General features: G+C 67.9%; 22 protein-coding genes. 10 read left to right on the top strand and 12 right to left on the bottom strand.

Annotation, left to right across the window (positions count from 1 at the left end):
* Positions 1 to 63: 63 nt before the first annotated feature.
* The 4 genes from ULB03_RS24020 to tyrS form a co-directional block, all read right to left on the bottom strand.
* Positions 64 to 2,220 carry a TonB-dependent receptor gene (locus ULB03_RS24020; protein WP_322485610.1) on the bottom strand — a complete coding sequence of 719 codons (2,157 nt, stop codon included), beginning with the start codon at positions 2,218 to 2,220 and terminating at the stop codon, positions 64 to 66.
* Positions 2,221 to 2,520: 300 nt separating this feature from the next.
* Entirely contained in the window at positions 2,521 to 3,987 is a 1,467-nt protein-coding gene (locus ULB03_RS24015; RefSeq protein WP_322485609.1) for a S10 family peptidase, read from the bottom strand.
* Positions 3,988 to 4,098: 111 nt separating this feature from the next.
* Positions 4,099 to 4,929 carry a hypothetical protein gene (locus tag ULB03_RS24010; RefSeq protein ID WP_322485608.1) on the bottom strand — a complete coding sequence of 277 codons (831 nt, stop codon included), beginning with the start codon at positions 4,927 to 4,929 and terminating at the stop codon, positions 4,099 to 4,101.
* A gap of 81 nt (positions 4,930 to 5,010) precedes the next feature.
* Positions 5,011 to 6,273 (bottom strand): tyrosine--tRNA ligase, encoded by a 1,263-nt coding sequence (gene tyrS / locus ULB03_RS24005; RefSeq protein WP_322485607.1) that lies wholly within the window; start codon positions 6,271 to 6,273, stop codon positions 5,011 to 5,013.
* A gap of 375 nt (positions 6,274 to 6,648) precedes the next feature.
* Here tyrS and ULB03_RS24000 point away from each other — a divergent pair, with 375 nt between their 5' ends.
* The 5 genes from ULB03_RS24000 (at position 6,649) to ULB03_RS23980 (ending at position 12,065) form a co-directional block, all read left to right on the top strand.
* Positions 6,649 to 7,614: a sulfonate ABC transporter substrate-binding protein gene (locus ULB03_RS24000; protein WP_322485606.1), complete on the top strand. Its 966-nt coding sequence runs from the start codon at positions 6,649 to 6,651 to the stop codon at positions 7,612 to 7,614.
* A complete protein-coding gene (gene ssuD, locus ULB03_RS23995) occupies positions 7,611 to 8,825 on the top strand; it encodes an FMNH2-dependent alkanesulfonate monooxygenase (protein ID WP_322485605.1) in 1,215 nt (404 codons plus the stop codon). The genes ULB03_RS24000 and ssuD overlap by 4 nt, the downstream gene beginning before the upstream one ends.
* Positions 8,822 to 9,601, top strand: a complete 780-nt coding sequence (gene ssuC / locus ULB03_RS23990) for an aliphatic sulfonate ABC transporter permease SsuC (RefSeq protein ID WP_322485604.1) — start codon at positions 8,822 to 8,824, stop codon at positions 9,599 to 9,601. The genes ssuD and ssuC overlap by 4 nt, the downstream gene beginning before the upstream one ends.
* Positions 9,598 to 10,377: an ATP-binding cassette domain-containing protein gene (locus ULB03_RS23985; protein ID WP_322485603.1), complete on the top strand. Its 780-nt coding sequence runs from the start codon at positions 9,598 to 9,600 to the stop codon at positions 10,375 to 10,377. The genes ssuC and ULB03_RS23985 overlap by 4 nt, the downstream gene beginning before the upstream one ends.
* Before the next feature lie 176 nt (positions 10,378 to 10,553).
* On the top strand, positions 10,554 to 12,065 hold the full coding sequence (locus ULB03_RS23980) for an FAD/NAD(P)-binding protein (protein WP_322485602.1): 1,512 nt from the start codon (positions 10,554 to 10,556) through the stop codon (positions 12,063 to 12,065).
* Between the two features lie 27 nt (positions 12,066 to 12,092).
* Here ULB03_RS23980 and ULB03_RS23975 read toward each other — a convergent pair whose 3' ends face one another.
* From ULB03_RS23975 to ULB03_RS23965, 3 genes are all read right to left on the bottom strand, one after another.
* Positions 12,093 to 13,172 carry a branched-chain amino acid aminotransferase gene (locus ULB03_RS23975; protein ID WP_322485601.1) on the bottom strand — a complete coding sequence of 360 codons (1,080 nt, stop codon included), beginning with the start codon at positions 13,170 to 13,172 and terminating at the stop codon, positions 12,093 to 12,095.
* Between the two features lie 211 nt (positions 13,173 to 13,383).
* Complete coding sequence (locus ULB03_RS23970; protein ID WP_322485600.1) at positions 13,384 to 13,614, bottom strand: hypothetical protein; 231 nt, start codon at positions 13,612 to 13,614, stop codon at positions 13,384 to 13,386.
* Positions 13,615 to 13,684: 70 nt separating this feature from the next.
* Complete coding sequence (locus ULB03_RS23965; RefSeq protein WP_322485599.1) at positions 13,685 to 14,470, bottom strand: enoyl-CoA hydratase; 786 nt, start codon at positions 14,468 to 14,470, stop codon at positions 13,685 to 13,687.
* 211 nt (positions 14,471 to 14,681) lie between these two features.
* Between ULB03_RS23965 and ULB03_RS23960 the strand changes: the two genes are divergently transcribed.
* The 3 genes from ULB03_RS23960 to ULB03_RS23950 all read left to right on the top strand — a co-directional run bounded on the left by ULB03_RS23960 (position 14,682) and on the right by ULB03_RS23950 (position 18,030).
* Complete coding sequence (locus ULB03_RS23960) at positions 14,682 to 15,590, top strand: FadR/GntR family transcriptional regulator (RefSeq protein ID WP_322485598.1); 909 nt, start codon at positions 14,682 to 14,684, stop codon at positions 15,588 to 15,590.
* A gap of 57 nt (positions 15,591 to 15,647) precedes the next feature.
* The gene (locus ULB03_RS23955; RefSeq protein ID WP_322485597.1) at positions 15,648 to 16,508 is read left to right on the top strand and encodes an alpha/beta fold hydrolase; all 861 of its coding nucleotides are present in this window, start codon (positions 15,648 to 15,650) and stop codon (positions 16,506 to 16,508) included.
* Positions 16,509 to 16,626: 118 nt separating this feature from the next.
* Entirely contained in the window at positions 16,627 to 18,030 is a 1,404-nt protein-coding gene (locus tag ULB03_RS23950; protein ID WP_322485596.1) for an alpha,alpha-trehalose-phosphate synthase (UDP-forming), read from the top strand.
* A 115-nt stretch (positions 18,031 to 18,145) separates the two neighbouring features.
* Here ULB03_RS23950 and ULB03_RS23945 read toward each other — a convergent pair whose 3' ends face one another.
* The 3 genes from ULB03_RS23945 to ULB03_RS23935 form a co-directional block, all read right to left on the bottom strand.
* Positions 18,146 to 18,652 carry a YciE/YciF ferroxidase family protein gene (locus ULB03_RS23945; RefSeq protein ID WP_322485595.1) on the bottom strand — a complete coding sequence of 169 codons (507 nt, stop codon included), beginning with the start codon at positions 18,650 to 18,652 and terminating at the stop codon, positions 18,146 to 18,148.
* 110 nt (positions 18,653 to 18,762) lie between these two features.
* A complete protein-coding gene (locus ULB03_RS23940; RefSeq protein ID WP_322485594.1) occupies positions 18,763 to 19,212 on the bottom strand; it encodes a DUF3775 domain-containing protein in 450 nt (149 codons plus the stop codon).
* 71 nt (positions 19,213 to 19,283) lie between these two features.
* A complete protein-coding gene (locus tag ULB03_RS23935) occupies positions 19,284 to 20,189 on the bottom strand; it encodes a LysR family transcriptional regulator (protein ID WP_322485593.1) in 906 nt (301 codons plus the stop codon).
* A gap of 109 nt (positions 20,190 to 20,298) precedes the next feature.
* Here ULB03_RS23935 and ULB03_RS23930 point away from each other — a divergent pair, with 109 nt between their 5' ends.
* A complete protein-coding gene (locus ULB03_RS23930) occupies positions 20,299 to 21,798 on the top strand; it encodes a CoA-acylating methylmalonate-semialdehyde dehydrogenase (RefSeq protein WP_322485592.1) in 1,500 nt (499 codons plus the stop codon).
* A gap of 24 nt (positions 21,799 to 21,822) precedes the next feature.
* Here ULB03_RS23930 and ULB03_RS23925 read toward each other — a convergent pair whose 3' ends face one another.
* Positions 21,823 to 22,353, bottom strand: coding sequence for a GNAT family N-acetyltransferase (locus ULB03_RS23925; protein ID WP_322485591.1), 531 nt, complete (start codon positions 22,351 to 22,353; stop codon positions 21,823 to 21,825).
* Positions 22,354 to 22,436: 83 nt separating this feature from the next.
* Between ULB03_RS23925 and ULB03_RS23920 the strand changes: the two genes are divergently transcribed.
* The gene (locus ULB03_RS23920) at positions 22,437 to 23,012 is read left to right on the top strand and encodes a helix-turn-helix domain-containing protein (protein WP_322485590.1); all 576 of its coding nucleotides are present in this window, start codon (positions 22,437 to 22,439) and stop codon (positions 23,010 to 23,012) included.
* 10 nt (positions 23,013 to 23,022) lie between these two features.
* Here the strand turns inward: ULB03_RS23920 and ULB03_RS23915 are convergent, their stop codons facing one another.
* Positions 23,023 to 23,550: a L,D-transpeptidase family protein gene (locus tag ULB03_RS23915; protein ID WP_322485589.1), complete on the bottom strand. Its 528-nt coding sequence runs from the start codon at positions 23,548 to 23,550 to the stop codon at positions 23,023 to 23,025.
* Positions 23,551 to 23,579: the final 29 nt, after the last annotated feature.

Genomic DNA, 23,579 nt, shown 5'->3' with positions numbered 1-23,579 from the left:
TTACGCAAGAGGTCGGCCCGGCGTCACCGGGCCGACCTTGCGACCCTTCCCGGTCGGGTTGGATCAGAAGTCCTTCGATATGGTCAGGCCGAAGGTGCGCGGCTGAATGATGGCTGCGGAATAGACGCCGGTCCGGGTGATGGTATCCAGCGGGCCGCCCGAGACGAAGGCGATCTCGTTGCTCAGGTTCTTGGCATAGACCGACAGGTTCCAGTCGTCGTGGCTGACACCGGCCCGCACGTCCACCGTCTCGTAGGACGGCATGAAGAAGCGCTGGCCCGTGGCCTTGGTCGGGAAGACGCTGTAGCGATCGCCGACATAGGACACGGTGGCGCCGACGAAGCCGGTGAAGCCGTCCGCGATGCGGAACTTCTGGTCGGCCGACAGGCTGCCGGTGAACTTCGCGGAATATGGCAGGCGCTGGCCCTTCACGCCGTACAGGCCGGACGTCTTGATGGTCTCGGTCAAGGTGGCGTCGGTATAGCCCAGGTTGGCCACCACGCTCAGCCCCTCGGACGGTGTCAGGGTGACGCTCAACTCCCCGCCGCGCGAGCGCGCGGTGCCGCCGTTCTGGATGTAGGAAAAGCCGGTGGGTGACGCCGCCTGCAACTGGATGTCGTCCCATTCGATATCGAACAGGGCGGCGTCCACCGTCAGCAGGTGGTCGACCAACACCCCCTTGAAGCCCACCTCGTAATTGGTGGTGGTGTCGGAGGTGTAGGCGGCGGGCTCACCCGGCGCGTCGTTCGGACCACCGGGGCGGTAGCCGGTCGACACGCGGCCATAGACCATCATGTCCTTGGTGATGTGGTACTGCGGGCCCAGCGAATAGGTGAAGACGCTGGTGTTGGAATGCAGGTCGCTGTAGGTGGTGTCGCCCTGCAGCACACCGCCGACCTCGCTGGCGTTCTCCTGGAACTGGCGGCTGAACCGGCCACCGAAGGTGAAGTCCAGCTTGTCCTCGATGATGTGATACGTGGCCGAGCCGAAGCCGGCGTATTCCCGGTAATGCGACGGGCCGAAGACGGTGTAGAGGTCGGGGAAGCCCACGTTCTGGCCGTTGGCCTTGTTGGCGACGTAGACGTTTTGGCGGTTCAGATTGTCCTCATTGGTGGCGAAGCCGCCGACCATCCAGTCGATCATGCCGCCGGGCTGGGATTCCAGGCGGATTTCCTGGCTGAGCTTGTTGGTCTGGTAATAGTTGTAGATGCCGGTGCCCAGCCCCGGCAGGGCCGAACTGGGGAAGAAGAAGCCCAGGTAGCGGCCGAAGGTGCCGGTGGTGTCCTGCGGGCCGTTGAACACCGTGTGGCTGTAGGACGTTACGGCCACCAGGTTGGCGAAGCCCAGGTCCGCCTTCAGGTTGCCGTTGTAGATGCCCATGTCGAGATAGCCGGTGTTCAGGCCGGAAATGGGCGCCTGGGTGTAGTCGCCATAGGTGGGCACGCGGTCCACTGAAACGTATTCGTTGGCCGAGCCGCCGGCCGTCATGTGCTGGTAGGTGGCGGAGGCCTGGTAGCTGACGCTGGGCGTGATCTGCCACAGCAGGGTGGCGCGGCCGCCTTCCGTGCGGTTGACGTTGATTTCCGTCTGGCCGCTGTTGGCGTTGGTCATGTAGCCCGGGTCCATGCGGGCGAAGGCGCTGACCCGCAGGCCCAGCTTGTCCTCGACGATGGGCACGTTGATGTAGGCGCGGCCGCCGTCGCCCTCACCGCCATGCGCGACGCTGGAACCGGATACGGCGACCTGGCCGAAGGTCTCGGTCAGGTTGGGGGCCGCCGTCACATAGCGGATGAGGCCGCCCATGGAGCTGGCGCCGTACAGGCTGCCCTGGGGACCGCGCAGCACCTCGATCTGCTGCAGGCTGGACGGGTCGATTTCCGGCACGACCGCGTCACCCAGGCCGCTGCCGGTGGCGGAGCCGATGGGAACGTCGTCGATGGTCAGCCCCACGGTGGGGTTGTTGCCGGCGCCGGTGGTGATGCCGCGGATGGCGATGGTGGTGCGGCCGTTGCCGCTGGAGGTCACGTTCAGGCCCGGGACCTGGCTGTAGAAATCGCGCAGCTGGGTTTGGTTGGACTGCAACAGCGACTGGGTGTTGACGACGGCGATGGAGGCGGGCACGTCCATCAGGCGTTCCGTCTTCTTCTGCGCCGTGACCACGATTTCCTGAAGTTCATCCAGGCTGTCGTCCGCCGCCGCGTCGGCGGCGATGGACGTCAATGACCAAAGAGAGAAAGTTGTAAGAACAGTCGTGGCAAGCAACGACCGAATTCCACGATTTGCCTTCATTTCACTACCCCCTGTTCTTATGGGCTCCCACGGCTGCCATCACCCGTTTTGGGGTTTTGTTATTCGGCGGAGCCGGAAAAGATAATTAATGATATCGCCGCTGGCCGGCTTTTCTTCCCAAATTGCGCCTGCCGCGCCAGGCGGGGAGAAAATTTTATTCCCAGGGGGGATGCTGCGGAAATTTTCTGCCCGCTCCCCCAACGGCCCATCGATAGGGCCCGCCAGCGGCGGTCAGGGACGCGGTTGCACGAAGGCGCGGACATCGGCGCCGAACTTGCGGGCGGCAGTCTCCGCCGTGTACGCCATGTGCCCGCCTTCGTAGAACGTCAGGCGCACCCGCCCCTCCGGCCAGCCGCCCTGGCGGGCTAGCAGTTCGGCCGCCCCCACGGTGGTCTGGGTATCGTAATAGCCATTGCCGATCAGCAGCCGGAACGCCGGGCTGGCCTTCATGGCCTTCATCAGGCGGTCGCTGTAGGCCCAGTTGGCGAAGGGCGAGGCGTAGCCCCATCCCCACTCGTCCAGGCCTTCGACCTCCGCAATTTCCACATAGGGTTCCGTCCGGTCGACCTTCAGGTCGCTATGAAGGTATTCTTTGAACAGGCGGGAGAACGGCGGCATGACGGCGGCCGCGAAGGGGTCGGGGCCGATGCCTTTGTCGGTAAGGGGGGCGGTGTAGCGCGCGTCGGCCCGCCCCAGCAGCAGGCCCTGGTCCTTCAGCAGTTCACCCCGGTATTGTTCCTTGCTGATGCGCAGGCCGTGCTCGCGGTAATAGGCGGCGGGGATGCCGGTCAGCTCCTGCAGCCGCTGGCCCACGCGGTCGCGGTCGGCTCCCGGCAAGTCGCTGCCCTGGTAGAGGGCGGGCATGTAATCGCTCTGGGCGTAGCGCCGCGCCTCCTCCACGAAGGCCTCCAGCGACAGGCCGTGGCGATCCACCTTCTGGTGGTACCAGGCGATGGCCGCCAGCGTGGGCAGCGACACCACGTAGCTCATGATGTTCTGCGGCCGCTGGACATATTCGATGATGTTGACCGCCTGCCCCATCAGCAGCACGCCATTCAGCAGGATGGGTTTGGGCAGTTCGGCCAACTGGGCCGCCACCTCCGCCGCACGCATGGTGCCGTAGCTTTCGCCCAGCAGATACAGGGGCGAGCCCTGGCGATGATGCTGCGTCAGCCAGGCCTGGATAAAGGCAGTGACCTGCTGGCCATCCGCCTTCACTGAGAAATAGCTCTTGGGATCGACGCCGTCGGCCACGCGGCTGAAGCCGGTGGAGGCCGGGTCGATGAACACCAGGTCGGTGGCGTCCAGCGGCGAATAGGGATTGTCCACCAGCTTGAAGGTGGCCGGATCGGCCGTCAGGTCGTCCGGCACCGCCACGCGCTTGGGCCCCATGATGCCCAGGTGCAGCCAGAGGGAGGCGGTGATGGGCCCGCCGTTGAAGACGAAGGTCACCGGCCGCTGCACCGCGTCCTTGGCATCCACGGTATAGGCGAAGCTGACGATGTGGGCGCCCGGCTTGCCGGTGGCATCGTTGACGTCCGTCCCCTCAACCGTCGCGGTGTAGGTCAGCTTCTGGCCGTTCAGGGTGGTGGCGTGGTGGGTCACCACCGGCGTTTCGGCAAAAGCCGGCAAGGCTGTCGCCAGCATCAACGCGGCCGCGACGCCGCCCAGTTTCCGCCGGCTGAGGTGCCCGGTCATCCTTGTCCCCTTGTCGCAAAGCCCTGTCAGGGAAAAGGATACCGGCCAGCGGCGGAATGTTTTTGCGTTATGCCGCCCAGTGCGCGCCGGGCCGCAAATTTTATGCGCCCCTCACGGGGTTGCCGTGGCCGTGGCATGACGGGCCTGGTAGGCCTGCAAAGCCTGCTGATAGTCGGAGGTTTGCTTGAGGGCCGGGGTGGCGCGCAGCTTTTTCTTCTGCTTCTGCGTGAAGGTCTCCGCCGTCAGGCTGGCCCCGTCGTCACAGAACTTGGCGCAGGCGCCGGTGGGATCGTTGAACCCCAGCTCATCGCCGCTGAGGGACATGGTCAACAGGCACGCCTTTCCGGGCTCAGGGTCCTGGAAGACGAAACTGCCGATCTTCTTGTATTCCGCGATGCCGGTGATGGTGCAGCTCCGCCCGTTGTGGAAGGACAGGCGCATGTCGAGATAGGCGGCCCCATCCGCCACCGGCATCACCTGAAGAACATCCTCCGCCCCGTGGGGGCCATCGGTGCTTCTGACCGGATGCCGGTAGATGCCGACGATGCGGGCCAGCAGCGCCTTGGCGTCGGCCCGGTTGCCGTCCGGGGCGTAGGCCGTGGCGCGCTTGGCCGAGTCCGCCTGCACGGCCTTGATCTTCTGGCGGTATTCCCGGTCCAGGCAGGCACGCGCGTCCAGCGTGGCGTCGCATCGCCTGAACATATCGTCATCGACCGTCCACGCGCGGCCCAGCCGGACATAGGGTAGGTCCTGCACGCTGTCCACCAATTGGCGCAGGCCTGGATCGGTGCAGAGGGCTTGCAGGGAGGCGGAGGTGGGCGCCGCGCAGTCCGCCGCCGTCAGGCCGGGCACCGGCGGGTCGCCGGCCGCCAGGGCGTCGCCGGCCGAGAATGCCGCCGCTGCCAAGGCCCCCGCCAAGGTGATGATCGCCCATTTGCCCATGATGTCACCCCGCTTCGCCCCCTGAACTGTGCCCAAGGGCAAAGGTGGGCGCAAGGCATGCCTGTCGCCCACCCCTTTGCGTCAAACGCCACACACCCGCACATGGCGCTTGCGGCCCAGGGACAGGCGGACCGGGGTCGCCGCCTGGCTGATGCGGGCGTCCGTGTCGGTCACCACCGTGCCGTCCGTCCGCACCCCGCCGCCCACGATCAGCCGCCGCGCCTCCCCTTTTGAGGCGGCCAGCCCGGCGCGTACCAGCAGGTCGACCACCAGGGCGCCACCGTCCCGCACCTCCACCGCGGTCAGCGTCACGTCGGGCAGGCCGTCGGCGACGGCCCCGGCGAAGGCCTGTCCGGCAGTGTCCCGGGCCGCCTGGGCGGCGTCGGCGCCGTGGGCCAGCGTGGTCGCGGCGTCGGCCAGCGCCACCTTGGCCTGGTTGATCGCGGCACCCGGCAACGCCTCCAACTTGGCGATGCGGTCCAGGGGCAGGTCGGTGAACAGGCGCAGGAAGCGCCCGACGTCGGCGTCATCGGTGTTACGCCAGAACTGCCAGTAGTCGTAGGGCGACAGCCGGTCGGCGTTCAGCCAGACAGCCCCGCCGGCGGTCTTGCCCATCTTGGCGCCGGACGCCGTGGTCAGCAGCGGCGTGGTCAGGCCGAACACCTCCCGCCCCTCGACCCGGCGCACCAGGTCGATGCCGTTGACGATGTTGCCCCATTGGTCCGATCCGCCCATCTGGGCCAGGCACCCCGCGCGGCGGTGCAATTCCAGGAAATCGAAAGCCTGGAGGATCATGTAGTTGAACTCCAGGAAGGTCATCGGGTCCTGCCGGTCCAGCCGCGCCTTGACGCTATCGAAAGACAGCATGCGGTTGACGGAGAAGTGGCGCCCTACGTCCCGCAGAAGGTCGATGTACCCCAGCCGGTCCAGCCAGTCGGCGTTGTTCACCATGACGGCGTCGATGGGCCCGTTGCCGAAGGTGAGGAAGCGTTCGAACACCCGCCGGATGCCCTGGATGTTGGCGGCGATCTGGTCGTCGCTCAGCAGCGGGCGCTCGGTCGCCCGGAAACTGGGGTCGCCGACGCGCGTGGTGCCGCCGCCCATCAGCACGATGGGCTTGTGCCCCGCCCGCTGCAGGCGGCGCAGCGTCATGATGGGCAGCAGATGGCCCACATGCAGGCTGTCGGCCGTGGCGTCGAAGCCGATGTAGACCGGCACCACGCCCGCCGCGAAGGCGGCATCCAGGCCGCCCAGGTCGGTGCATTGATGGATGTACCCGCGCGCCCGCAACACCTGCAAGGCGGTCGAGTGGAGGGTATGTTGGGGAAGATCCAGCGTGTCCATGAACGGTTTCCTGTCGTCGGTGGGGCCGCCACCAGGAAGGAAGACCGCTTTCAGGAAAACGACTGCCGCCTTGGCGGCGGCATCGTTTCAACATGGTCGAACAACGCCGCTCCTATGAGGAGGGCGCGTAATACGTGCAGCAAAGGGGCGGCGTCGTGACCATGGGCGAATGGTGATCATGCCCACCGCCCCTGTCAAGGCCGCCGGTGGGCGTTTCCTAATTCAACAGATTTTGTAAGCTAAATATCAAGATTGACTCTTAATTGATCGTTAATTTAGCCTCAAGTTCAGTCGTAAAATGCCATACTTCGATTGTTAAATGGCGCCAAAAATAGTGTTGATTTCGGCTATCCGGCCGACCACCTGCGGGAGACGATGATGGGTAAAGCCTTCTCCGCCCTTTGCCGCCTGGCTTTCGCCGCGGCCTTGAGCCTGGGCATCGGCGCGGCCCACGCGGCGGAAAAGCCGGTGCGCATTGGCTATCAGAAATACGGCACGCTGCTGCTGCTGAAGGAAAGCGGCACGCTGGACGCCCAGCTGAAAGCACAGGGGATCACCGTGGAATGGCGCGAATTTCCCGGCGGGCCGCAGTTGCTGGAGGCGCTGAACGTCGGCGCCCTGGACTTCGGCACCACCGGTGAGGCGCCACCCATTTTCGCCCAGGCCGCCGGCGCCCCCCTGGTCTATGTCGGCGTGGAGCCGGCGGCACCCAAGGGCGAGGCCATCCTGGTGCCCAAGGACAGCCCGCTGAAAAGCGTGGCCGACCTGAAGGGCAAGAAGGTGGCGCTCAATAAAGGGTCCAACGTCCATTACCTGCTGGTGAAGGCGCTGGAGGATGCGGGCCTGAAATACAGCGACATCCAACCCACTTACCTGGCCCCGGCCGACGCCCGCGCCGCCTTCGAGCAGGGCAGCGTGGACGCCTGGGTCATCTGGGACCCCTACTACGCCGCCGCGGCGGCCGCGACGCAGGCGCGGGTGCTGACGGATGGCGTGCGCGCCGATGGCAGCCACCTGGTCGCTAACCACCAGTTCTACCTGGCCGAACGCGGCTTCAACGAGACGCGGCCCCAGGTGGTGCAGGCCATCCTGGCGGCGCTGCGGGAGGTCGACGCCGCCTCACGCGGGGATCAGAAGGGCGTGGCCCAGCGCCTCAGCCCGCAGGTCGGCATCCCCGCCCCGGTGCTGGAGACGGCGCTGGCCCGCATGGGCTACGGCGTGCAGCCCATCACGCCCGATGTCGTCGCCGCCCAGCAGAAGATCGCCGACACCTTCCATCAGCTGGGGCTGATCCCCAAGCCCATCACCGTTTCCGACGCCATTCCGGGATCGAAGTCATGAGCAGCACCGCCCTTCCCCCCGCCCAGCCCGTAACTGAAGCCAACGTCTTCTGGTTCATTCCCACCCATGGTGATGGCCGTTACCTGGGCACAACCCAGGGCGCCCGCGCCGTCAGCTTCGATTACCTGAAGCAGATCGCGCAGGCCGCCGACAGCCTCGGCTATTACGGCGTGCTGCTGCCCACCGGGCGCAGTTGCGAGGATAGTTGGGTCATCGCCTCCGCCCTGGCCCCGCTGACGGAGCGGCTGCGCTATCTGGTGGCGGTGCGGCCCGGCCTGCAGTCGCCCACCGTTTCGGCCCGCATGGCGGCCACGCTGGACCGCGTGTCCAATGGCCGGCTGCTGATCAACGTGGTGACCGGCGGCGACCCGGTGGAGAACGCGGGCGACGGCATCTTCCTGTCGCATGCCGAGCGCTATGAGGTGACGCGGGAGTTCCTGTCGGTCTGGACCCGCCTTTTGGCGGGCGAGACGGTGCATTACGAAGGCCAGCATATCCGTATCGAGGATGGTCGCCTCTTCTTCCCCTCCCTGCAGCGTCCCTACCCACCGCTGTACTTCGGCGGATCGTCCACCGCCGGGATCGACGTGGCGGCGGAGACGGTGGACAAGTACCTGACCTGGGGTGAGCCGCCGGAGCAGGTGGCGGAGAAGGTGGCCATCGTCCGCGCCGCCGCCGCCGCCAAGGGCCGCACGGTGACCTTCGGCATCCGCCTGCACGTGATCGTGCGCGAAACCAATGAGGCCGCCTGGCGCGCCGCCGATGAGCTGATCCAGCACGTCGACGACGCCACCATCGCCCAGGCGCAGAAGACCTTCGCCCGCATGGACAGCGTGGGCCAGGCCCGCATGCAGGCGCTGCACGGCGGCCGGCGCGACAAGCTGGAGGTCAGCCCCAACCTGTGGGCCGGTGTGGGCCTGGTGCGCGGCGGGGCCGGCACCGCCCTGGTGGGGGACCCGGAAACGGTGGCCCAGCGCATGAAGGAATACATGGCCGTCGGCATCGACAGCTTCATCCTGTCGGGCTATCCGCACCTGGAGGAAGCCTACCGCTTCGCTGAACTGGTGTTCCCCCTGCTGCCGCTGGCGCCCGGCAATGGCCGCGACCGGGGCGAGGCCACCAACCACGGGCCCTTTGGCGAGCGCATCGCCAACACCCTGCCCCCGGTGGCCAAGGAGACCGCCGCCCTGCGCCAGGCGTCGGCATCATGACCGGGCTGAGGCGCGCTCTGTTGCCCTGGCTGCTGCCCCTGGCCTTGCTGGCGGGGTGGGAGGTGGCGGCCAAGCTGGGGTGGCTGTCGGCGCGGGTGCTGCCGGCGCCCAGCGACATCGCCGTGGCCTTCTGGGCGACCCTGCGCGACGGCAGCCTGCCCCACCATGTGGGGATCAGCGCGGAGCGCGCCTTCCTGGGCCTGGCCATCGGCGGCGGCCTGGGCTTCGCCCTGGGCCTGATCAACGGCGCCCTGCCCCTGGCCGAGGACATCCTGGACAGCAGCCTGCAGATGCTGCGCAACGTGCCGCACCTGGCCATCATCCCCATGGTAATCCTGTGGTTCGGCATCGGGGAGGAGGCCAAGGTCTTCCTGGTGGCCGTCGGCGTGCTGTTCCCCATGTACCTCAACACCTTCCACGGCATCCGCTCGGTGGACCGGGGCTTGGTCGAGATGGGGCGGGTCTACGGACTGGGGCCGGTGGCCCTGTACCTGCGCGTCATCCTGCCGGGCGCCCTACCCAACATCCTGGTGGGGCTGCGCTATGCCCTGGGCATCATGTGGCTGACCCTGATCGTGGCGGAAACCATCTCCGCCTCCTCCGGCATCGGCTACATGACCATGAACGCGCGGGAGTTCCTGCAGACCGACATGGTGCTGCTGGGCATCATCGTCTACGCCCTGCTGGGCAAGCTGGCCGACATCGCCTCCCGCTGGCTGGAGCGCAGGGCGCTGGACTGGAACCCCTCCTTCCATACCGGGCTGGAGGCGGCATGATGGTGCCCTTGCGCGCGGTTCCGGATGTTGAAGAGCCGGCGGCCCCGGCGGCCGATGAGAGTGCCGGCCGGGGGTTGGAGCTGGCTTTTGACGGCGTCACCAAGGCCTTCGGCGGCGTCGGCGTGCTGCGGGGCCTGGATTTGACCATCCCGGCTGGGCAGTTCGTCGCCGTGGTCGGCCGGTCCGGGGGCGGCAAGACCACCCTCATGCGCCTGATCGCCGGGCTGGACAGTCCCACCGGCGGCGCCATCCGCATCAACGGCACGGCGCGCAAGGGCTTGCAGCCCGACGTGCGCCTGCTGTTTCAGGAGGCCCGCCTGCTGCCCTGGCAGCGGGTACTGAGCAATGTCGGCATCGCCCGTGGCCCCGGCTGGAAGGCGCGGGCCCAGGCCCTGCTGGCGGAGGTGGGCCTGGCCGACCGCGCCGGCGACTGGCCCTACGTCCTGTCCGGCGGGCAGAAACAGCGCGTGGCCCTGGCCCGTGCCCTGGTGACGGAGCCGGGCATCCTGCTGCTGGACGAGCCCTTCGGCGCCCTGGACGCCCTGACCCGGGCGGACATGCACCGCCTGCTGACCCGCGTTTGGCGCCAGCACGGCTTCACCGCCGTCCTCATCACCCATGACGTAGCGGAGGCCGTGGCCCTGGCCGACCGCGTCCTGGTGCTGCGCGACGGCGTGGTGGCCGACGATGTCGCCATCGACATCCCCCGCAATGCCCGCGCCGCCGGCACCCCGCGCCTGGCGGAACTGGAACGCCGCATCCTCACCGCCGTCTAGAACGACATCCAGACGGTGGCCCTGTCCCGCCCCCGGGACCGCGACGCCCATAATTTTGAAGTTCATAAAAGGCGGCTACGTGCCGCCTTGAACCAATCGCTGGCGCCTGACACTCTGGCACCCGACAGCCTGACCGCCGCCGCCCTATGAACGGTATCACTTGATCGGGTTCCCCCATGTCCCTGGGTGACACGCCCCACCACCGCGCCGCCGCCCGCGTCGTCATCCTGGGCGGCGGGTTCAGCGGGGCCGTCGCCGCCCTGCACCTGGCCCGGGCCGTGACCGTACCCGTGGACATCGACATCGTCGAGCCGCGGCCCCTGCTGGGCGGTGGTGTCGCCTATTCCACGCCCGATCCGCAGCACCGCATCAACGTGCCGGCGGCGCGCATGAGCGCCTTTTCCGCCGACATGGGCCATTTCGACCGCTGGCTGCGCCGCTCCGGCGTGCTGGCCACCGATCCCCAGGCCCTGGTCAAGGGCGGCCACATCTTCGCCAGCCGGCTGGAGTTCGGGCGCTATCTCGACGGGTTGGTGCGGGAACAGGCGGCATCTGACGGTCCCGCCCATATCCGGCATGTGCAGCAGCGGGCGATGGCGATCACCCCCATCCCCCGCGATGCGCCGCCGGGTCAGTCCATCGGCTATGCCGTGGCCCTGGAGAATGGCAGCCGCCTGGTGGCTGACATGGTCATCATCGCCACCAGCCATCCCCCGCCGGCCCCGCCCCGCATCCTGGCGCAGGCCCTGGGCGGCGACCCGCGCCTGATTGCCAACCCCTGGGCGCCGGGTGCCCTGGAGGCGGTGGCCCCCGAGGCCCGTGTGCTGGTGGTGGGCTCGGGCCTCACCATGGCGGACGTTGTCGCCAGCCTGGACGCGGGCGGCCACCGGGGCCCCGTCACCGTCTTCTCCCGCCGTGGGCTGACGCCCCGGGGGCATGCCTTGGACGCGACCGATCTGGTGGGCGATTTCGCCACCCGGCCGGAGCGGACGGCCCTGGCCCTGCTGCGCCGCGTCCGTGCCGCCGTCATCGCGGCGGAGGTGGAGGGGCGGCCGTGGCAGGCGGTGCTGGACGCCGTGCGCCGTGACGCCCGTGCCGTCTGGCAGGCCCTGCCCTTGGATGAGAAGCGCAAGGTGCTGCGCCACCTGCGTCCCTTCTGGGACGCGCACCGCTATCGCATCGCCCCGCAGCCGGAGGCGACCATCCAGAAGATGCAGGCGCGGGGACAGCTTGAGATTCTGGCGGCCAGCCTGGCCGACATCACCGCCAGTCCGGAGGGGATCCGGGCAACCTTGCGCCCCCGGCGCGGCGGGGCGGCCCTCACGCGCGTCGTGGACGTGGTGGTGGTGGCGACCGGCCCCGCGCACGACCATCTGATCGATGCCGTCCCGGCCCTCGCCCCCCTGGTCACCTCGGGCCGCCTGCGCCCCGACGCGCTGGGGCTGGGCATCGCCGTGGATGAGCAAAGCCGCGTCCTGGACACGCGCGGTCTGCCGGATGAGACACTATGGGTCGCCGGCCCCCTGGCGCGTGCCACCTTCGGTGAGCTGATGGGCCTGCCCCAGGTGCTGATCCATGCGGAGGAGGTGGCGCGATCCGTGGCCAAGCGCTTGCCGGGCCACGCCACCCCCGAAACATCAGGGACGGAGAAAATAAAGGCGGGCACCCGCAGCCGGATGCCCGCCTGATCACGCGCCGTGGAAATAACCCGGCGATCAAATAACCCGGCGCACCCAGCTCTCCACCAGCGGGGCCCGGCTGCCGCGCTGCATGCCGACCAGACGCTCCCGCAGGTCGGCGGTGGTCGCCCCGCCCTCACCATTGCCGATGACGAAGTCCCCCTGGGTGGTGCGCACGGTGCCGATGGGGGCCAGCACGGCGGCGGTGCCGCAGGCGAACGCTTCACGCACGCGGCCGGTGGCGGCGTCTTCCTTCCACTGCGCCAGGGAATAGGGCTGTTCCACCACGGTGCGGCCCAGGGAGCGGGCCAACTGGATGATGCTGTCGCGGGTGATGCCGGGCAGGATGGTGCCGGTCAGCGGCGGCGTCAGCAGGCTGCCGTCGTCGCGGACGAAAAAGACGTTCATGCCGCCCAGTTCCTCGATCCAGCGATGCTCCGCCGCATCCAGGAACACCACCTGGTCGCAGCCGTGCTTGCTGGCCTCCAGCTGGGCGATCAAGCTGGCGGCGTAGTTGCCGCCGCACTTGGCGGCACCGGTGCCGCCGGGTGCCGCGCGGGTGTAGTTCTCCGGCGCCCAGATGGTGATGGCCTTGGCGCCGCCCTTGAAGTAGGCGCCCACCGGGCAGGCGATGACGCAGAAGATGTATTCCGACGCCGGCCGCACGCCGAGGAAGGCCTCGTTCGCGAACATGAAGGGGCGCAGGTACAGGCTGCCCTCACCGCCGGGAACCCAGTCCTGGTCGATGCGCACCAACTGTTCCACCGCCTCCAGGAACAGCTCTTCCGGGATCAGGGGCATGGCCATGCGCTCGGCCGATTCCCGGAAGCGCTTGGCGTTGGCGTCGGGGCGGAACAGGGTCACGCCACCGTCGGCCGCCCGGTAGGCCTTCATGCCTTCGAAGATTTCCTGGGCGTAATGCAGGACGGCGGAGGCCGGGTCGAGCGAGAACGGGACCCGCGCCGTGACCGTGGCGTCGTGCCAACCCTGCGCCTCCGTCCAGCGGATGGTCACCATGTGGTCGGTGAACACCTTGCCGAAGCCCGGGTTTTCCAGGATGCGCGCCAGGGTGGCGGCGTCGGTCGGATTGGAGGTGCGGTTTATCGTGAACGTCATCTTCTCAAGCCTTCGTGTCCCCAGGACGGTAGCCTAACCGATCCACCGGCCGGATACGGTCATGCATTTTAGGGTCGAGGTGGTACGGCGGATTTTCAAAGCTGCCTAGCGGCGGGATCAGATCGAAACCGAATCCGCCCCCAGGCACGCCGAAAATAACGTGCTTGGGCGGCAGGCCGGACGATCATTGCCGGGGCGGCCGGGGGCGGGCTCAGAGGGGGGCGGCTGCCGCGTCGTCCAGGCGCATGCGGCGTCCCCGGCGGTGATCCACGGGGGTGGCCAAGCGCAACAGGTGGCGCTTGTGCTGGACCGACGCCACGGTCCGGCCCAACGCCTGGGCGATTTCCCGGTCGCCGTGCCCGGCCGCGTTCATGGCGACCAGCCGGGCCAGGCTTTCCTCATCCCAGGAGCGGGCGCCCCCCACTTTGACGGCACTACGCATGTTCTGATCCCGATGCTGTGAACGGCCCACCGCATGTCGGACGGGTGGGCCCCGCCGGTGTGGCGTTCCCTCACCGGCCCTTGAACTGGGGCGGGCGCTTCTCCGCGAACGCGCTCATGCCTTCCTTCTGGTCTTCCAGCGCGAAGGTGGAGTGGAACAGCCGGCGCTCAAACCGCAGGCCCTCGGCCAGCGTCAATTCGAACGCCCGGTCCACCGCCTCCTTGGCCATCATGACCGCGGGGCGGGAGTAGCCGCAGATCTTCTCCGCCACCCGCACGGCCTCTTCCACCAGATCGGCCGCCGGCACGATGCGCGCCACCAGGCCGGCGCGCTCGGCCTCCGCCGCGTCCATCATGCGGCCGGTCAGCACCAGTTCCATGGCCTTGGCCTTGCCGATGGCGCGGGTCAGGCGCTGGGTCCCGCCAGCGCCGGGGATGGTGCCGATGGTGATTTCCGGCTGCCCGAACTTGGCGGTGTCCGCCGCCAGCAGGATGTCCGCCATCATGGCCAGTTCGCAGCCACCCCCAAGGGCGTAACCGGCGACGGCCGCGATGGTCGGCTTGCGGCAGGTGGCCAGCCGGCCCCACTTCTTGGTGATGAAGTCGCCCAGATAGGCGTCCATGTAGGACTTGTCCTTCATCTCCTTGATGTCGGCACCGGCCGCGAAGGCCTTCTCGCTGCCCGTCACCACGATGGCGCCGATGGCGTCGTCATCCTCCAGCCGGTCCAGCGCGTGCTGCAGATCCGTCACTAGGCCGTCGGACAGGGCGTTCAGCGCCTTGGGCCGGTTCAGGCGGATCAGGGCCACGGGGCCGCGCACCTCGACCAGGATGTTCTCGTACGTGAACTCGGACATGGGCTCGTCCTCTCCAGGATTATTGGCGTCTTCCCGCCGGCGCCGACGGGAACCCGGGCCGTGCCGGGTCCGCAAATGATGTGCGCGCCTGCACCCCACGGGTGACGACGGGCAAGCGAAGATCGATGGTTGGGGGGATTATTCAGCTATCCATTGTGCCTGGCTAGGAAAAGGGAGTGAAGGCTGGAAAGGGGTATTGCGAAGTTTGCGAATGCTCCTGGGCCAACCGGGAGCCCCCCGGGGGCGCGGCTGGTGCGTCGAAGGGTGGAGGCCCGAAAGGTTGCCTGTTACCGCCAATCCTGAAATGATCCGGCGCGATCCGCGGGCCCATCAGCCCCAAACCGGTACCTGTGAACCTAGCAACGTGACCACCCAGACTGCAAAGACGTCCCGAACCCAACCATCCCGGGGTGGGGCGCCGGCCCAGGCGGCGCGGCGGATGCGTGACGAGATCCTGGCCCTGCCCGACGGCGCGCCCTTGGGCTCGGAGGAGGAGTTGCTGGCCCGGTATGGGTTGAGTCGCCCCACCCTGCGCCAGACCGCCCGCATCCTGGAGCAGGAGCAGCTGCTGGTGGTCCGCCGGGGCAATGGCGGCGGCTATTACGGCCGGCGGCCCGATATCGGCGCCGTCACCCAGGCGGCGGCGCTGTACCTGCGGCTGCGCCAGACCACGGTGCGCGACGTGCTGGACGCCTTCCAGCTGGTGAATGTGGAGGCCGCGCGCCTGGCGGCGCTGACCGACACGGTGGACGCCCGGCTGGATTTGGCGGAGTTCCGCCAGCATCTGGTCGACCGCCGGGAGGTGACCTACCTGGCGGCCGACGTGGTGCGGGACGAGGTGGCGCTCTACGCCATCCTGATGCGCATGGCGGGCAACCCGGCCCTGGAGCTGTTTCATCGCACCCTGTTCGAATTCGGCCAGCGCGATGCCAACCTGCGTGTCTTCCAGGGGCATCCCGACCGCTGCGCCCACTGGCGCACGGGCCGCCTGCGCATCGTGGACGCCATCCTGGCCCGCGATCCGGAGATGGCCGTGCTGCTGGCGCGGCGGCAGAACCGGCTGATGCTGGACTGGGTGTCGCCGGAGGTGGAGCGGGAGTCCATCGCCGCGCGGGATTGAGCGATAAACCAAGGGCGGCGATCATTCCGCCCTCATAACAAGACAGGGAAGAAGCCAATGAACGGGCCTGTGTCGCGCTTCTATTTCTCCGACCGCCTGCGCCTGCACTATGTGGAATGGGGGCGTGAGGACAAGCCCACGCTGTTGCTGGTCCATGGCGGCCGCGATCACTGCCGCAGCTGGGATTGGGTGGCGGAGGAGCTGGTGCGCGACTTCCACATCCTGGCGCCCGACCTGCGCGGCCATGGCGATTCCGCCTGGTCGCCGGGCGGCGCCTACACCCTGGCGGAGGTGGTGGCCGACCTGGTGCAGTTGCTGCGCCAGCGGGCCGGCCGCAAGGTCGTGGTCATGGGCCATTCCTATGGTGGCGCGGCGTCATTGTTCCTGGCCAGCTTCTATCCCGAGCTGGTGGAGCGTCTGGCGGTGGTGGAAGGCACCTGGCCCTTGCAGGAATTGCGGGAACAGAAGCCCCTGCCCGAGCGCTTCCGCGCCTGGGTGGAGAAGGTGCACGAACTGTCCGCCCGCGGCCCGCGCAAATACCAGACGCTGGAGGAGGCCGAGGCCCGCATGCAGGCGGAGAACAGCTTCCTGTCGGCCGAGCAGGCGCACCACCTGACGGTCCACGGCCTGCACCGGAACGAGGACGGCACCTACAGCTGGAAATTCGACAACTACGTCCGCACCGCCTTTCCTTTCCGCATCAGCGTGGATGAACTGACGGACCTCTGGGCGGCCGTCGCCTGCCCCACCCTGCTGGTCACCGGCGCCAAAAGCTGGGTGCAGGACCCGGAGACTAACGGCGCCGCCGCCCTGTTCAAGCAGGGGCGCACGGCGCTGATCCCCGATGCCGGCCACTGGCCGCATCATGACCGGCTGGCGGAGTTCCTGGCGGTGGTGCGGCCGTTCCTGGTCGGCTGAGGGCTTTGAGGATCTGATGGGAAACCCTTGAACCGGCGCGCGTTTTTCCGCCGGTCGCGGGAACCGGGACGGCCTTGGAATGTTGCCTGGGTGGGCAGACACCATTCAGGGGGCATCCATGAAACGCCTGGTCATCGTTTCCAACCGGGTCCCGGCCGCCGGCACCCCACAGGCCGGTGGCCTGGTGGTGGCCCTGGCCGACCTTTTGCGGCGGCACAAGGGGCTATGGTTCGGGTGGAGCGACGCGCTGACCGAGAAGCCGGGCGCGGAACCGCGCATCGTCGACCGCCAGGGCGTCAGTTGCGCCATGATCGACCTGACGCCGGAAGAACACCGCAAATACTACCTCGGCTTCTCCAACAGCGTCCTGTGGCCCTTGATGCACATCCTGCCCGGCGTGGTGCGCTTCCACCCGCATGAGCTGGAAACCTACCGCGCGGTGAATGTGCGCTTCGCCCAGGCGCTGAAGGGGCTGCTGAAACGCGGTGACCTGATCTGGGTGCAGGATTACCAGTTGCTGGCCGTGCCGGCGGCCCTGCGCAAGCTGCGGGTGTCCAACCCCATAGGCTTTTTCCTGCACATCCCCTTCCCCCCGCCGGTGGTGGCCGCGATATCGGAGGGCCTGCTGGCCTTGGTGCACGACGTGCTGTCAGCCGACCTCATCGGCTTCCAGACCGCGACCGATGCGGAGCATTTCGCCCAGACGGCGGCGCAGTACGCCGGGGCCCGGCGCGTGGGCCGGACGGGCCTGCGGCTGGGGGAGCGCACCATACGCCTGGGCGTGTTTCCGGTGGAGATCGACGCGCGGGAGTTCGCGCGCGTCACCGAAACGGCCATGCAACGGGCGCCGGCCCAGGACCTGGCCCACAACCTGCGCGACCGCGCCCTGGTGCTGGGCGTCGACCGGCTGGACCCCAGCAAGGGCCTGGCGGAGCGGCTGATGGCCTATCAGCAGTTCCTGGCGGCGGAGCCCGACTGGCGCCGGCGCGTCAGCTTCCTGCAGATCGCCGCCAAGTCGCGCGAGGGGGTGCAGGCCTATCGCAGCCTGTTGCGGGAGTTGGAGAAGATCGCGGGCGCCACCAACGGCGCCTACGCCGATCCCGACTGGACCCCGCTGAAGCTGGTGACGCAAAGCAGCACCCGCAACACGGTCGCCAGCTACATGCGGCATGCCCGGGTGGGCCTGGTGACCCCCCTGCGCGATGGTATGAACCTGGTGGCCAAGGAATTCGTGGCGGCGCAAGACCCGTCGGATCCTGGGGTGCTGGTCCTGTCCCGCTTCGCCGGCGCCGCCACCCAGTTGCAGGCCGCCCTGCAGGTCAACCCCTATGATCCCGATCAAATCCAGGCGGCCCTGCGCCACGCGCTGACCATGCCGTTGGAGGAGCGGCGCGAGCGGTGGCAAAGCCTGTGGGACGTCATCAAGGACAAGACGGCCCTGGCCTGGGGGAAACCTTCGCCGAGGCGCTGGCCAACCGGGGCGCCATCGGTAAGCGGGACGTCGGTAAGCGGGACACAGTGACGAAAAGGCCGCCCCCCGCGCGATGGCGAAGGGGGCGGCCAAGGAGGGACTGTTGGAACGGGCAGGCTCCGGCTGACGCGGCCCCACAAGGAAAAGGGGCCGCGCCGGACGGTGTTTATTCGGCGGCCATGGCATTGATGTGGGACTTGGCCAGCATGGTCAGCTTCTCGTCCGTGGCCTTTTCCTCTTCCAGGTTCTGGTGCAGCAGGGCGGCGCAATCGTCGCGGCCCAGCAGCTTGGCCCAGGTCACCAGCGTGCCGTAGCGCGAGATCTCGTAGTGCTCCACCGCCTGCCCGGCGGCGACCAGGGCGGCGTCCAGCACCTGCTTGTCATCGACGTCGCCGGCGATGTCGTCCGTCTCATCGATGATGCCGTCGATGGCGGGGCACTTCACGGCCTCCGGCTCCACACCATGCTGCCGGAACACCTGCTCCAGCCGGCTGATCTGGCCTTCGGTTTCGCGCAGATGGGTTTGGAAGCCCTGCTTCAGTTCCGGGTTGGTCGCCTTCTCGATCATGTCGGGCAGCGCCTTCAGGATGCGCTTTTCCGCGTAATAGATGTCCTTCAGCTGATGAACGAACAGGTCGTTCATGGTCTCGATGTCCTTGGTGAACAAGCCCATGGTGTTCCTCCGGGATGGGACGGGTATCTTCGCTGGTCGGCACTGTCAGCGCCGACGGACAGTCAATCGGCACGCCCCCGTAATGGTTCCGGGGGCAATGCCTCCCGCGCTCACAGGCGGTTGACCTCGAACTCCTCGCAGGAGTGGCCCAGCGCGGCCAAGCCTTCCTCCAGGAAATCGCCCAGGGTGGGGATGCCGATAAGATAGCGGGCCGATCCCTCCCGATGACGCTCGGCCGCCAGGGCCCGCGCCTCCTCCCATTCGGTGGCTATGTAGTCACCCCGGCCGATCCAGGCCAGGGTGATCAGGTCCACCACCTCATCCTCGTTCAGAGAGGTGATGGCCCCCACCAGTTCCGCCTGGGTGGGGTCGTCGGCGTAATCCTCCAGCACCGCGCGCTCACCATCGTCGGCGGGGTTGGAGCCGGGGTCCGGCTCCACCGGGTCGACCTTCACATCGAACTCCCGCGCCTTGACGATGATGAAGCAGACCTTTTCCGGGCTGATGTTCAATTCGACAGCCGGGGTGGTGTCGCCGCCCATGTTCTGCGTCGTGGTCATTTTGGATAGTCTCCCTCCTGACTGCGGAAGGAAACCGGCGGTGGCGCGGCAAAGTTCCGGTCGGGCCAGGCTCAAGCGTCCGGCAGGAAGATCGGGCGCTCCGCCCGTACCGCCTCGACAATGAAGTCGGAGGTGATGCGCACCCGCGCCAGGGCGCGCAGGTCGGAATGGACGATCAGCCAGAAGGACCGGGCCAGGGACACGGTGTCGGGCAGGACCCGCCGCAGGCGCGGCTCCTGCGCCGCCATGAAGCAGGGCAGGACGCACAGCCCCTGCCCCGCCAGGGTCATGTGGTATTGGGCCAACAGGTTGGAACTGGTGATGCTGGGCACCAGATCCTTTTCGATGAGGGGGATGTAATCCAGCTCCGGCGCATAGATCAGTTCCCCGACATAGCCGATCAGGCGGTGGTCGCGCAGATCCGCGCGGCGCTGCGGCGCGCCCCGGCGCTCCAAATAATCGACGGAGGCGTACAGCCCCAGCTGGTAATCCGTCAGCTTGCGGGCATGCAACCGCCCCTCACGCGGCGGGGCCAGGCCGATGGCGATGTCGGCCTCGCGCTTGGTCAGGCTGAACAGGCGGGGGGTGGTGACCAGTTCCACCACCAGATCCGGGTGCGCCGCGCCCAGGTCGCCCAGTCGGGGCGCCAGGAACACGGTGCCGAAGCCGTCGGGCGCGCCGATGCGCACCGTGCCCGCCACCTTGAGGCTGGAGCCCGCGACCTCCCCCAGGATGCCCAGCGCCACGGATTCCATGGCCTGGGCCGAAGCCAGCAGCTTCTCCCCCTGCGGGGTCAGGGCATAGCCCTGGACGCTGCGGGTGAACAGCTGGGTCTGCAGGGTGCGTTCCAGATCGGCGATGCGGCGGCTGAGCGTGGAATGGTCCACACCCATGCGCCGGGCGGCGGCGGTCAGCTTGCCCGCACGGACCACGGCCAGGAAGGATTGCAGGGCATCCCAGTCAAAAGAGCTTTCCATGTGGGAATCCATGCACAACCAATGGCGAATATCCGCCCTGTACGTGCAGGAATATGAATGCTTAACTTCCGCAAAACAACAGCGGTCCCACAGCAGGAGAGGAAGGCCCATGGCCCGGGAATTGACCCATTTCATCGGCGGGCGCGCCGTCGCCGGCACGTCCGGCCGCTTCGGCGACGTGTTCGACCCCAATACGGGCGAGGTGCAGGCCAAGGTGCCGTTGGCCGGCCAGGATGAGGTGGAGGCGGCCATCGCCAACGCCGCGGCGGCGCAGCCGGCCTGGGCCGCGACCAACCCGCAGCGCCGGGCCCGCGTGCTGATGAAGTTCGTGGACCTGGTGAACCGTGACATGAACAGCCTGGCGCGGCTGCTGTCCTCCGAACATGGCAAGACCATCGCCGATGCCAAGGGCGACATCCAGCGCGGGCTGGAGGTGGCGGAATTCGCCATCGGCATCCCCCACCTGCTGAAGGGCGAATACACCGACAGCGCCGGCCCCGGCATCGACGTCTATTCCATGCGCCAGCCCCTGGGCGTGGTCGCCGGCATCACGCCCTTCAACTTCCCGGCCATGATCCCGCTGTGGAAGGCGGCCCCCGCCATCGCCTGCGGCAACGCCTTCGTGCTGAAGCCGTCGGAACGCGACCCGTCGGTGCCGCTGCGCCTGGCGGAACTGTTCCTGGAGGCCGGCCTGCCCGAGGGCATCTTCAACGTGGTGAACGGCGACAAGGTGGCGGTGGACACGCTGCTGACCGATCCGCGCATCCAGGCCGTGGGCTTCGTCGGCAGCAGCGACATCGCCAACTACATCTACGCCACGGCGGCCCAGCATGGGAAACGCGCCCAGTGCTTCGGCGGCGCCAAGAACCACATGATCATCATGCCCGACGCCGACCTGGACCAGGCGGTGGACGCGCTGATCGGCGCCGGCTACGGCTCCGCCGGTGAACGCTGCATGGCCATCTCGGTGGCCGTGCCGGTGGGCAAGGGCACGGCCGACGCCCTGGTGGAACGGCTGGTGCCGCGCGTGGAATCCCTGCGCGTGGGCCTGTCCACCGACGAGGGGGCGGACTATGGCCCGCTGGTCACCCGCCAGGCGCTGGACCGCGTGCGCGGCTATATCGACACGGGCGTCAAGGAGGGTGCCAAGCTGCTGGTGGACGGCCGCGGCTTCCGCATGCAGGGGCATGAGAACGGCTATTTCATCGGCGGCAGCCTGTTCGACCACGTCACCACGGACATGAAGATTTACCAGGACGAGATCTTCGGCCCGGTGCTGTCGGTGGTCCGCGCCGACAGCTATGAGCAGGCCCTGCGCCTGCCCAATGAGCATGCCTATGGCAACGGTGTCGCCATCTTCACCCGCGACGGCGACACCGCCCGCGATTTCACCAGCCGGGTGAACGTGGGCATGGTGGGCGTGAACGTGCCCATCCCCGTGCCGCTGGCCTACCACACCTTCGGCGGCTGGAAGCGCTCGGGCTTCGGCGACCTGAACCAGCATGGCCCGGACAGCGTGCGCTTCTACACCAAGACCAAGACGGTCACTTCGCGCTGGCCCTCCGGCACCAAGGAGGGCGCCAGCTTCGTGATCCCCACGATGGGCTGAAGCCTGGGGAGGACGGGGCCGGCCTCAGGTCGGCTGGCCTCTTCCTACCACCAGCTCCATGAAGGTCAGGTCCAGCCAGCGGCCGAACTTGGTGCCGGCCTCGGAAAAGACGCCCACGGTGCGAAAACCGACCTTGGCGTGCAGGGCGATGGAAATGGCGTTCTCGCTGGCGATGGCCGCGATCATGCGATGGATGCCGCGTTCCCGCGCGCAATCCACCAGGGCGCGCAGCAGCGCCTGCCCCACCCCGCGCCCCTGCGCCTCGGGCGCCACATAGACGGAATTCTCCACCGAATGGCGGAAACCGTCGAAGGGCCGCCAGTCGCCATAGGCGGCGTAGCCCACCACCTGCCCCTGCCCCTCCCCCTCTGCCACCGCGACCAGCACCGGGAAATTCCGGGCCAGGCGCGCCTCGAACCATTGGCGCCGGTTCTCCAGATCCACCTGCACCTCGTTCCAGATGGCCGTCGTGTGCGCCACCGCGTGGTTGTAGATGACGCGGATGCCTTCCAGATCGTCCAGGGTGGCGGGACGGATGGTAACGGTCTGGGTCATGATGGGCGATCCGTTCACTATAGTTTCATCGCGTCCACTATGTGATACGATGCCGCTATCGGCAAGTGGGGTTCGGTCAGCATATGACGGGAAACGGTGATGAGCTGGACGCGCGGCTGGGTGCCCGCATCCGGGTGGAGCGTGAGGCGCGCGGCTGGTCGCTGACCGACCTGTCGGACCGCGCCGGCGTGTCGCGCGCCATGATCAACAAGATCGAGCGGGCGGAAAGCAGCCCCACCGCTTCCCTCCTTGGCCGGCTGTCGGGCGCCTTCGGCATGACCCTATCGGCGCTGCTGGCCCGGGCGGAGGATGACGGCCGCCGCCGCCTGTTGCGCGCCGGGGAGCAGCGCAGTTGGCGCGACCCCGCCACCGGCTATGTCCGCCGCCTGGTGGCACCACCGCCGGGGTCCGAGCTGCCGCTGGAATTGGTGCACATCGACCTGCCGGCGGGGGCCCGCGTGCCCTTCCCCGCCTCGGCCTACGCCTTCACCCGCCACATCATCCACGTGCTGACCAACGAGCTGACCTTCACCGAGGGCGACATCGAGCACCGCCTGGCGGCCGGCGACAGCCTGGAACTGGGCCCGCCGGCGGACTGCGTGTTCGAGAACCGGGGCGACCGGCCCTGCACCTATCTGGTCCTGATCCTTCAGCCTTGAGACGGAGCGCTCATCGCTGAATGTCCACCGGGGTGCCATTCGGCACCACGCGCCAGATTTCCTCGATCTCCGTGTCGGTGACGGCCACGCAGCCCGCCGTCCAGTCCATCACACGGTGCCAACCGCTCAGCCAGCCCATGCCGTTGCGGATGCCGTGGATCATGATCTCCCCGCCCGGATCCTGTCCACGCGCCTTGGCGGCGGCAACGTCCTGGGTTTCGGGATAGCTGACGTGGAGGGCCAGGTGGAAGGCGCTGTGAGGATTGCGGCTGTCGATGTGGTAATGCCCTTCAGGCGTTTTCCTATCGCCCTCCCGCGTTTTGGCATCCAACCCGCCGCTGCCCAGGGCCACGGCGTAACTGCGCAAGACCTGTCCGTCGCGGTAGAGGGTCAGGCGGTGGCGGCTCTTTTCGATAAGGATGGAGTCGGCCTGGGCGGTGGCCGGCAGCGGCGCCTGTTCTTTCCCCCGACCCAGCACGAAGGCAGCGCCGGCCACCGCCACTACCAGACCGATCACCGCCCCCACCAACACCCGCATCACGCCCTCAAACAGCTTGAGCCTATTGC

The sequence above is a fragment of the Nitrospirillum goiasense genome (assembly GCF_034427435.1).
In the GTDB taxonomy this organism is placed as follows: Bacteria; Pseudomonadota; Alphaproteobacteria; order Azospirillales; family Azospirillaceae; genus Nitrospirillum.
Note: the sequence above shows the minus strand (reverse complement) of the source record. Positions and strands in the feature narration are given on the sequence as shown.

What these genes read in the sequence shown, in the direction of transcription:
- ULB03_RS24015 (WP_322485609.1), bottom strand. Translation starts at nt 3,987, where the DNA reads ATGACCGGGCACCTCAGCCGGCGGAAACTGGGCGGCGTCGCGGCCGCG.
- ULB03_RS24010 (WP_322485608.1), bottom strand. Translation starts at nt 4,929, where the DNA reads ATGGGCAAATGGGCGATCATCACCTTGGCGGGGGCCTTGGCAGCGGCG.
- tyrS (WP_322485607.1), bottom strand. Translation starts at nt 6,273, where the DNA reads ATGGACACGCTGGATCTTCCCCAACATACCCTCCACTCGACCGCCTTG.
- ULB03_RS24000 (WP_322485606.1), top strand. Translation starts at nt 6,649, where the DNA reads ATGATGGGTAAAGCCTTCTCCGCCCTTTGCCGCCTGGCTTTCGCCGCG.
- ssuD (WP_322485605.1), top strand. Translation starts at nt 7,611, where the DNA reads ATGAGCAGCACCGCCCTTCCCCCCGCCCAGCCCGTAACTGAAGCCAAC.
- ssuC (WP_322485604.1), top strand. Translation starts at nt 8,822, where the DNA reads ATGACCGGGCTGAGGCGCGCTCTGTTGCCCTGGCTGCTGCCCCTGGCC.
- ULB03_RS23985 (WP_322485603.1), top strand. Translation starts at nt 9,598, where the DNA reads ATGATGGTGCCCTTGCGCGCGGTTCCGGATGTTGAAGAGCCGGCGGCC.
- ULB03_RS23980 (WP_322485602.1), top strand. Translation starts at nt 10,554, where the DNA reads ATGTCCCTGGGTGACACGCCCCACCACCGCGCCGCCGCCCGCGTCGTC.
- ULB03_RS23975 (WP_322485601.1), bottom strand. Translation starts at nt 13,172, where the DNA reads ATGACGTTCACGATAAACCGCACCTCCAATCCGACCGACGCCGCCACC.
- ULB03_RS23970 (WP_322485600.1), bottom strand. Translation starts at nt 13,614, where the DNA reads ATGCGTAGTGCCGTCAAAGTGGGGGGCGCCCGCTCCTGGGATGAGGAA.
- ULB03_RS23965 (WP_322485599.1), bottom strand. Translation starts at nt 14,470, where the DNA reads ATGTCCGAGTTCACGTACGAGAACATCCTGGTCGAGGTGCGCGGCCCC.
- ULB03_RS23960 (WP_322485598.1), top strand. Translation starts at nt 14,682, where the DNA reads ATGCTCCTGGGCCAACCGGGAGCCCCCCGGGGGCGCGGCTGGTGCGTC.
- ULB03_RS23955 (WP_322485597.1), top strand. Translation starts at nt 15,648, where the DNA reads ATGAACGGGCCTGTGTCGCGCTTCTATTTCTCCGACCGCCTGCGCCTG.
- ULB03_RS23950 (WP_322485596.1), top strand. Translation starts at nt 16,627, where the DNA reads ATGAAACGCCTGGTCATCGTTTCCAACCGGGTCCCGGCCGCCGGCACC.
- ULB03_RS23945 (WP_322485595.1), bottom strand. Translation starts at nt 18,652, where the DNA reads ATGGGCTTGTTCACCAAGGACATCGAGACCATGAACGACCTGTTCGTT.
- ULB03_RS23940 (WP_322485594.1), bottom strand. Translation starts at nt 19,212, where the DNA reads ATGACCACGACGCAGAACATGGGCGGCGACACCACCCCGGCTGTCGAA.
- ULB03_RS23935 (WP_322485593.1), bottom strand. Translation starts at nt 20,189, where the DNA reads ATGGAAAGCTCTTTTGACTGGGATGCCCTGCAATCCTTCCTGGCCGTG.
- ULB03_RS23930 (WP_322485592.1), top strand. Translation starts at nt 20,299, where the DNA reads ATGGCCCGGGAATTGACCCATTTCATCGGCGGGCGCGCCGTCGCCGGC.
- ULB03_RS23925 (WP_322485591.1), bottom strand. Translation starts at nt 22,353, where the DNA reads ATGACCCAGACCGTTACCATCCGTCCCGCCACCCTGGACGATCTGGAA.
- ULB03_RS23920 (WP_322485590.1), top strand. Translation starts at nt 22,437, where the DNA reads ATGACGGGAAACGGTGATGAGCTGGACGCGCGGCTGGGTGCCCGCATC.
- ULB03_RS23915 (WP_322485589.1), bottom strand. Translation starts at nt 23,550, where the DNA reads ATGCGGGTGTTGGTGGGGGCGGTGATCGGTCTGGTAGTGGCGGTGGCC.